Consider the following 7,642-nt stretch of genomic DNA (forward strand, 5'->3'; position numbering starts at 1 on the left):
GCACGCCGCACATGTGCGGATACACACAGAATCATCCCCATCATCGTCGCCACAACGTGACGGAAGTCGCGGCGAAACGGCGAACGGCAAACGGCGAAACCACACGACAAACGATGCGGCCGTCTCGTCCGCAGGAACGAGACGGCCGCATCCTCACGCCGGTACCGTCACACCGTCAGCGACGGACCCGACGATCGCGCCACAGGCGGATCGAGACGCCGGCGAGCGCCAACGCCGTCGCCACGACAGCGAACCACGCGGCTCCGGCGCCGGTGCGCGACAACGCGGCGGTCTTACGGACGCCGCCCTGAGCCTGCGGATGACCATTCGGGCTTTCCGTCTGTCCGGCACCGTCTTCCCCGGTAGTGCCGTTACCCCCATCAGTGCCATCGGGAGCGGCGGTCAGGTCGAGGCGGGCGGCGTCGCCGAGGGTGTTGTGCTTGCCGTTCTGGTCCGCGTTGAGGCAGGTCTTGAGTTCGGTGAGCTTGTACCAGTGGGAGCCTTCGGCGATCGGCATGCATTCGTCGCGGAACGGGATCTCGGTCTCGTTGTAGAGCATGCGCACGAGCGGCGTGTAGGCGCGCCCGGTCTTCGGATCGTTGCCGGGCTTGGCGACCACGTCCCATTGCACGTTGGCGGCCATCGGAGTGACCGATTCGCCGCGCCACTTGTTGTTCGCGTAGGTGTACACGTCGGTCGTGCTGTCGGGCGCCTGCTGGGTGGAGCCGGGCAGGCCGAGGAGCGCGGCGAACGGCATCATCGTCTCGGCGTGGGCGAAGCGGAACGTGGCGACGGTCTTCCCGCCGGCCACGCGCTTGTCGATGGCGTTGAAGAAGTCGTCGAGCAGCGGCTGCGCGATCTTGTACGTCTCGTTCTGGCCGGCGCGGCTCGGGCCCTTCTCGTAGAAGTCCTCGGCGTCGAGCGCCCATGCGAACAGCTCGGCGTCCTTGGCCTGGTCGCCGGTGAAGTACTGGTCGAAGTCGAACGTGTGGCTTCCGGTGTTCTCGTTCTTCATGTCGGCGGCGATGATGTACAGGTTGTACAGGTCCATCGCGGCGTCGTATTCGGAGGCGATCTTCTTCTTGGCCTCGCCGCACGCGTCGGCGTCCTTGGCGGGATCGGCGCCGGGCGCACAGTTGACGGCCCCGCCCTTGGTGCCGTCGGCGGTGTTGTACCACGTGTAGTCGCCGGCCTTGAGCTTGTTCAGGAAGTCGTCGGTGAAGATCCGCGAGAGCAGGTCGTGGGCGGCCTGGGTGAGCTGCGGGTCGGCGGCGATCGTGTCCTCCGCGCCGGCGATGGTCTTGTCGTTGGCGACGAAGTCCTCGTATTCCTGGGCGATCTTCAGCGCGTCGCCGGTCTTCGTGGTGCCGTCCGGGTTCTCGCTCTTGTGGAAGTAGAGGGTGTTGGGCGTCTTGTCGAATTTGGCGGTCTCGCCGGTCGTGCCGGCCGGGTCCGCGGGCGTGACGGTGCTGTCCTTGAGCTCGCCGCCGGATGCCTGGTCGAATCCGCGCGCGAAGTTCTCGCCGGATTCGGTGGCACGCGCCTCGCCGGACGTCTGGTAGGCGATGGCCGCGTCGTCGCCGCTCTTCGCGGCGGCGTCGAACAGCGCCTTGTTGCGCTGGTAGGCGCGTGCGCCGATGCCCTGATGCTGGTCGGCGCCTTGGCCGGTGAGCATGCCGTAGCCGTTCTCCACGTTGGCGGCGGTGATGGCGTCGAGGTTCTTCGTGAACTCGTCGCGGATGGCGTCGGATTTGAAGCCGCCGTCCTTGGCCGCGGCCTCGGCCATCTTCTTGAGCAACGCGTCGTACTTGTAGCTGGACAGGCCGCGCGAGCCGTGGCGGGCCATCGACTCGGTGTAGATCGGCTCGTAGCCGGCCGGGGCCGTGCTGTAGGCGGCGATGGTCTCGTCGCTCGGCGCCACGTACGGCTGCTTGCTGCTGTAGTACTGGCCGTCGCCGGACAACGCGGCGGCGGACGGGATCGGCGCGGTCACGCCGCCGGCCATCAGCGTGGCCAACGCGGCGAGACCCGCGACGGAACCTATGATTCCCCTGTGGATTCTCTCTATACGCATGCCCCCGTTCTATCGGGGCAAATCGAACGGGACACGCGTCGGCGAGGTGAACCGTCTGAACTCTCCCCCACCCCCGCATGAACGCCGGGCGACGTCCTTCCCTGCTCCCTTGCGCCCCCTTCAGGGGGAGCTGACGGCCGAAGGCCGACTGAGGGAGCATCCCGTCCCGCTCAAATCTCGAGCCGCCATCTCTCGGCTCCCCTTGCAGGGGAGCTGTCGGCTGAAAGCCGACTGAGGGGTAGACCCCGCTCAGTCCGGCCGCACTCGCTCAGAATCAGTGGATATCGTCCGGAATGTCGATATCCGACTTCTGCACTTCCTCCACGTTGACGTCCTTGAACGTCACGATGCGCACGTTCTTCACAAACCTGCTCGGACGGTACACGTCCCACACCCACGCGTCGGTGAGCTGCACGTCGAAGTACACGTCCTGCCCGGCGGAACGCACGTTGAAGTCCACCTTGTTCGCCAGGTAGAAGCGGCGTTCCGTCTCCACCACGTAGGTGAACAGCTTGATGACGTCACGGTATTCCTTGTACAGCGCCAGTTCGGCGTCGGTTTCGTAGTTGTCGAGATCCTCGGCACTCATGTCTATCGCTTGTCCTTCTCAAACCAATGGCCGCATCGCGACGTTCCCGTCGCCGATGCGGCCCGTCCTGTCGGTCGTACTTTACCGGCTACCACTGTACCGATAGCCCGGTCCTTTGCGCCGTTCCGCCGCCGGCGGCGGTTCCCGGCGCGACGCGTCACTTTTCCGATTCGCGTTTGCGCCCGCGGCCGAGCGTGCGCCACCACGCTTCTTTGGACGTCTTGCGTTCGCTCTGACCGTACGGCCAGTTGCTTTCCTCGTCCGTCTCGCCGGCGTGCGTTCCCGCCGCTTCCGCCTGTTTCGGCGGTAGTCCGAGCCGTTCGCGCGCCTCGTCCGGCGTCATGTGGTGTGCGTCGCCGCGGCTCGGCGCGATTGCGTCGTCGGCGCGCGTCGCGCCGTCCGCCGCATCGGCACCGTCGCGTCGACGCTGCTGGATGGCGATCGAGTGCTCACGCGCGCTCAGCGCCTCCTTCACGCCGGGATTGTCCTCGATGACGTGCATGCCGAACGCGTCGAGCGAGCGGATCGGATCGTATTCGTCGACGAGGGTGTCCATGACGATGAGGTCCTGGTACTTGCCGCTCGCCGGATCCCACAGCGCGTCGCGCGAGGTGCCGGACGGTTCGAAGCCGAGCGACTGGTAGACGGACACGGATCGCGAGTTCTGTTCGGGCACGGCCACCCAGATGCGGTGCATGCCGAGGCCGGCGGGTTCGGGTGCGAAGCCGTAGGTCATGACGCGCGGCATCGCGTCGCGCGAGTAGCCGCGGCCGCGATAGTCCTTGCCGAGGATGACCTGGATGCGTGCGGACCGGGACCATCCGTCGATGTCGATGAGGAAAATCATGCCGATGACGTTGCCGGTAGCCGCGGCGTCGACCTCGTGATCGGCGTCATGATCGGCGTCGGTGAGCAGCGCCCATGCCATCGTGCGACGGGATTCCGGATCGCCCACGCCGGATTCGCTGGGGGCCTGGCCTTCCGTCCACGCGACGGAACGACGGACCCACGCGTGTACGACGGCACGCTCGGCGGCCTCATCCTTGCCGGTGATCTTCGTGGCGCCGCTGAAGGCCTCGAGCTCGTCGAGCTTGGGCAGGTCCTCCACGGTGGCGGGGCGCAGGTGCACCATTTCGCCGCGGATGGGCGGAATCACGATGCGCTCCGGCAGGTCTCGCCGCGGCTCGGTCACCGATGCTTCCGTGTGCTCAGTCATTTCCTTGTCCATTCCCTCGCATTCGTTCGCCTGATCGGCATCGCCTCGTTGAAGCCAATCATTGACGAAACTATCGTACTCGTCTGCATAAACCCTGAAAACCCCCTGAGCACTCCTTCTTCTTGTGCTCCCTCTTGGTGTCGTCTTTTGCTCCCCTGCATTTTCTTTGCGCCCCTCCAAGGGGGAGCTGTCCGCAAAGCGGGCTGAGGGGGTCCGTCACCTGTTGTTGTGGTTCCTCCCTCTGCTCCCCTTGTGAGGGGGAGCTGCCCGCGAGGCGGGCTGAGGGGGTGATGGCGTGTGTCTGTAGATATGCGAGGGCCCTTGGGAGCTGTTGCTCGACCAAGGGCCTTCCTTATCGTGTGATGCGGCGGCGTGCTACTCTCCCACACTCTCTCGGGTGCAGTACCATCGCCGTGCCAGGTCTTAGCTTCCGGGTTCGGAATGGGACCGGGCGTCTCTCCTGGGCTATGACCGCCGCAAATCTTCNGTGTGTCGCGCTTCCCCGTTAGTACCGGTCGGCTCCACCCCTCGCGGGGCTTCCACGTCCGGCCTATCGACCACGTGTTCTGCATGGGGGGTCTCAGGAACCGTAGTTCCCTGGGAATACTTATCTTGGAGCGGGCTTCCCGCTTAGATGCTTTCAGCGGTTATCCCTTCCGAACGCAGCCAACCGGCGGTGCCACTGGCGTGACAACCGGCGTACCGGAGGTTCGTCCACCCAGGTCCTCTCGTACTATGGGCAGGTCTCCTCAGTATTCCGACGAGCGCAGAGGATAGAGACCAAACTGTCTCACGACGTTCTGAACCCAGCTCGCGTGCCGCTTTGATCGGCGAACAGCCGAACCCTTGGGACCTGCTCCAGCCCCAGGATGCGACGAGCCGACATCGAGGTGCCAAACCATCCCGTCGATATGGACTCTTGGGAATGATCAGCCTGTTATCCCCGGGGTACCTTTTATCCGTTGAGCGATGCCGCGTCCGTACACCGGCACCGGATCACTAGTTCCGACTTTCGTCCCTGCTCGACCCGTCGGTCTCGCAGTCAAGCCCCCTTGTGCACTTGCACTCGCCACCCGATTGCCAACCGGGCTGAGGGGACCTTTGAGCGCCTCCGTTACTCTTTGGGAGGCAACCGCCCCAGTTAAACTACCCGCCAGGCACTGTCCCAGAGCAGGATCACTGCTCGTGGTGAGACATCCAATGCGAACAGAGCGGTATTTCACCTTGCGACTCCACACGGACTGGCGTCCATGCTTCCAAGTCTCCCGCCTATGCTACACAATCCACACCGAATGCCAATACCAAGGTATAGTAAAGGTCCCGGGGTCTTTTCGTCCTTCTGCGCTTAACGAGCATCTTTACTCGTACTGCAATTTCGCCGAGCTCCTGGTCGAGACAGTGGGGAAGTCGTTACGCCATTCGTGCAGGTCGGAACTTACCCGACAAGGAATTTCGCTACCTTAGGATGGTTATAGTTACCACCGCCGTTTACCGGGGCTTGAATTCACCGCTTCACCNGTTGACGGATCCTCTTAACCTTCCGGCACCGGGCAGGCGTCAGTGCATATACAGCGGCTTGCGCCTTCGCATGCACCTGTGTTTTTGGTAAACAGTCGCTACCCCCTGGATTGTGCCACCCCCAACCGCTCCCCGGGCAAGCCGGTTCACCATCGGGGGTCTCCCTTAAACCGAAGGAACGGGAGTGATTTGCCGAGTTCCTTGACCAGGATTCGCTCGATCGCCTTGGTATGCTCTACCTGACCACCAGTGTCGGTTTGGGGTACGGGCGCCCATGCGCCTCGCGCCGAAGCTTTTCTCGACGGACGGACCCACCGGAAGACGTTCGAAAGGAACGCCCCCATCACGCCTCGGGCCATACGTTTCCCCGGATTTGCCTGGGGAAGGCCCCGCACGCTTGGACCCGGAAAACCACCTCCGGACCCGGCATGCCATCCGCGTCACTCCACGCGCTACCCTACCGGAAATCAGTTCCCAACAGGACCACCGTCACCACCCCGAAGGATGGATCCGACGCTCCCGGAGGTTAGTGTCAATCTTTCAGGTCTGTTCGGTTCATGGCCGGTACGGGAATATCGACCCGTTCATCCATTCGACTACGCCTGTCGGCCTCGCCTTAGGACCCGACTCACCCAGGGACGACGAACGTGGCCCTGGAACCCTTGGTCATCCGGCGGACGGGATTGTCACCCGTCTCTCGCTACTCATGTCTGCATTCTCACTCCCATGCAGTCCACGGACGCTTACGCTCCCGCTTCGACCCGCATGGGACGCTCTCCTACCCAGCATGGAAACCATGCTGCCGCGTCTTCGGTGGCGTGCTTGAGCCCCGCTACATTGTCGGCGCGGAACCACTAGACCAGTGAGCTGTTACGCACTCTTTCAAGGATGGCTGCTTCTGAGCCAACCTCCTGGCTGTCTATGCGACTCCACATCCTTTCCCACTTAGCACGCGCTTGGGGACCTTAGACGACGGTCTGGGCTGTCTCCCTCTCGACGACGGAGCTTATCCCCCGCCGACTCACTGCCGGGATACACTTGACGGGTATTCGGAGTTTGGTTGCTGTCGGTACCCGGTATGGGCCCTCAAGCATCCAGTAGCTCTACCCCCCGCAAGCAATCACCCGACGCTGCACCCAAATGCATTTCGGAGAGAACCAGCTATCACGGAATTTGATTGGCCTTTCACCCCCAGCCCCAGGTCATCCCCCCGGTTTTCAACCCAGGTGGGTGCGGTCCTCCACACGGTCCTACCCGCGCTTCAACCTGCCCAGGGCTAGATCATCCCGCTTCGGGTCCAGGACAAGCGACTCAGACGCCTTATTCAGACTCGCCTTCGCTACGCGTACCCCACACGGGTTACGCTCGCCACCTGCCACTGACTCGCAGACTCATTTTTCGATAGGCACGCCGTCACCCCATCAAAGAGGCTCCGACGGATCGTAGGCGCACGGTTTCAGGTACTCTTTCACTCCCCTCCCGGGGTGCTTTTCACCTTTCCCTCACGGTACTAGTTCACTATCGGTCGGACAGGAATATCTAGGCTTACCCCACGGTCGGGGCGGATTCACACGGGATTCCACGAGGCCCGCGCTACTTGGGAACACGCGATCATGAGACCATGCGCATACGACTACGGGGCCATCACCCTCCACGGCCAGGCATCCAATCCTGTTCGTCTCGCACACGGTTTTCTAACTCACGCCCGGTCCGTCGGAACCGGGACACACGCTCCCGCAACCCCGATGCCGCAACCCCCGACGGGTATCACACGACACCGGTTTGGCCTGATCCGCTTTCGCTCGCCACTACTCACGGAACATCCTTTCCTACAGGTACTGAGATGTTTCACTTCCCTGCGTACCCCCCGCATAAAGCGGTGCCACCCCATCGAGGGTGGCGGGTTCCCCCATTCGGANATCCTGGGATCAAAGCCCTGTCGGCGGCTCCCCCAGGCCTATCGCGGCCCCACACGTCCTTCATCGGTCCTGTCCGCCAAGGCATCCACCACTGCGCCCTTACCAGCAACACACTCGAAGCATGAAGCCGGCAAAAACCAAATTCGCGAATACATCGGACGACACATCAACACAACACGTTGACGGTCACAACAAAACGACCGAACGAACACCAAGACAAAAGCCTCGGAGTTCGATCGAAATCAACAAAACAAGAAAAACAAATTCGTTCTCTTGCTCGCGTCCACTATCCAGTTCTCAAACCACCAACACACACCAAGCCCCAC

Annotated in this window: 3 protein-coding genes and 2 rRNA genes; all 5 read right to left on the reverse strand. The window is 62.9% G+C overall.

Annotated elements, in window-relative coordinates; translation table 11 throughout:
• Window positions 1-175: 175 nt before the first annotated feature.
• Complete coding sequence (locus AC1AYX_RS06280; protein WP_476502710.1) at window positions 176-2,074, reverse strand: histidine-type phosphatase; 1,899 nt, start codon at window positions 2,072-2,074, stop codon at window positions 176-178.
• 274 nt (window positions 2,075-2,348) lie between these two features.
• Complete coding sequence (locus tag AC1AYX_RS06285) at window positions 2,349-2,663, reverse strand: DUF2469 domain-containing protein (RefSeq protein ID WP_163196996.1); 315 nt, start codon at window positions 2,661-2,663, stop codon at window positions 2,349-2,351.
• A 157-nt stretch (window positions 2,664-2,820) separates the two neighbouring features.
• Complete coding sequence (locus AC1AYX_RS06290) at window positions 2,821-3,879, reverse strand: GNAT family N-acetyltransferase (RefSeq protein WP_476502711.1); 1,059 nt, start codon at window positions 3,877-3,879, stop codon at window positions 2,821-2,823.
• Window positions 3,880-4,241: 362 nt separating this feature from the next.
• A 5S ribosomal RNA gene (gene rrf / locus AC1AYX_RS06295) occupies window positions 4,242-4,358 on the reverse strand.
• 7 nt (window positions 4,359-4,365) lie between these two features.
• A 23S ribosomal RNA gene (locus tag AC1AYX_RS06300) occupies window positions 4,366-7,429 on the reverse strand.
• Window positions 7,430-7,642: the final 213 nt, after the last annotated feature.

This window comes from Bifidobacterium sp. LH_419 (assembly GCF_056356955.1).

Coding starts and splice junctions, on each gene's coding strand:
- AC1AYX_RS06290 (WP_476502711.1), bottom strand. CDS start 3,879: ATGACTGAGCACACGGAAGCATCGGTGACCGAGCCGCGGCGAGACCTG.
- AC1AYX_RS06285 (WP_163196996.1), bottom strand. CDS start 2,663: ATGAGTGCCGAGGATCTCGACAACTACGAAACCGACGCCGAACTGGCG.
- AC1AYX_RS06280 (WP_476502710.1), bottom strand. CDS start 2,074: ATGCGTATAGAGAGAATCCACAGGGGAATCATAGGTTCCGTCGCGGGT.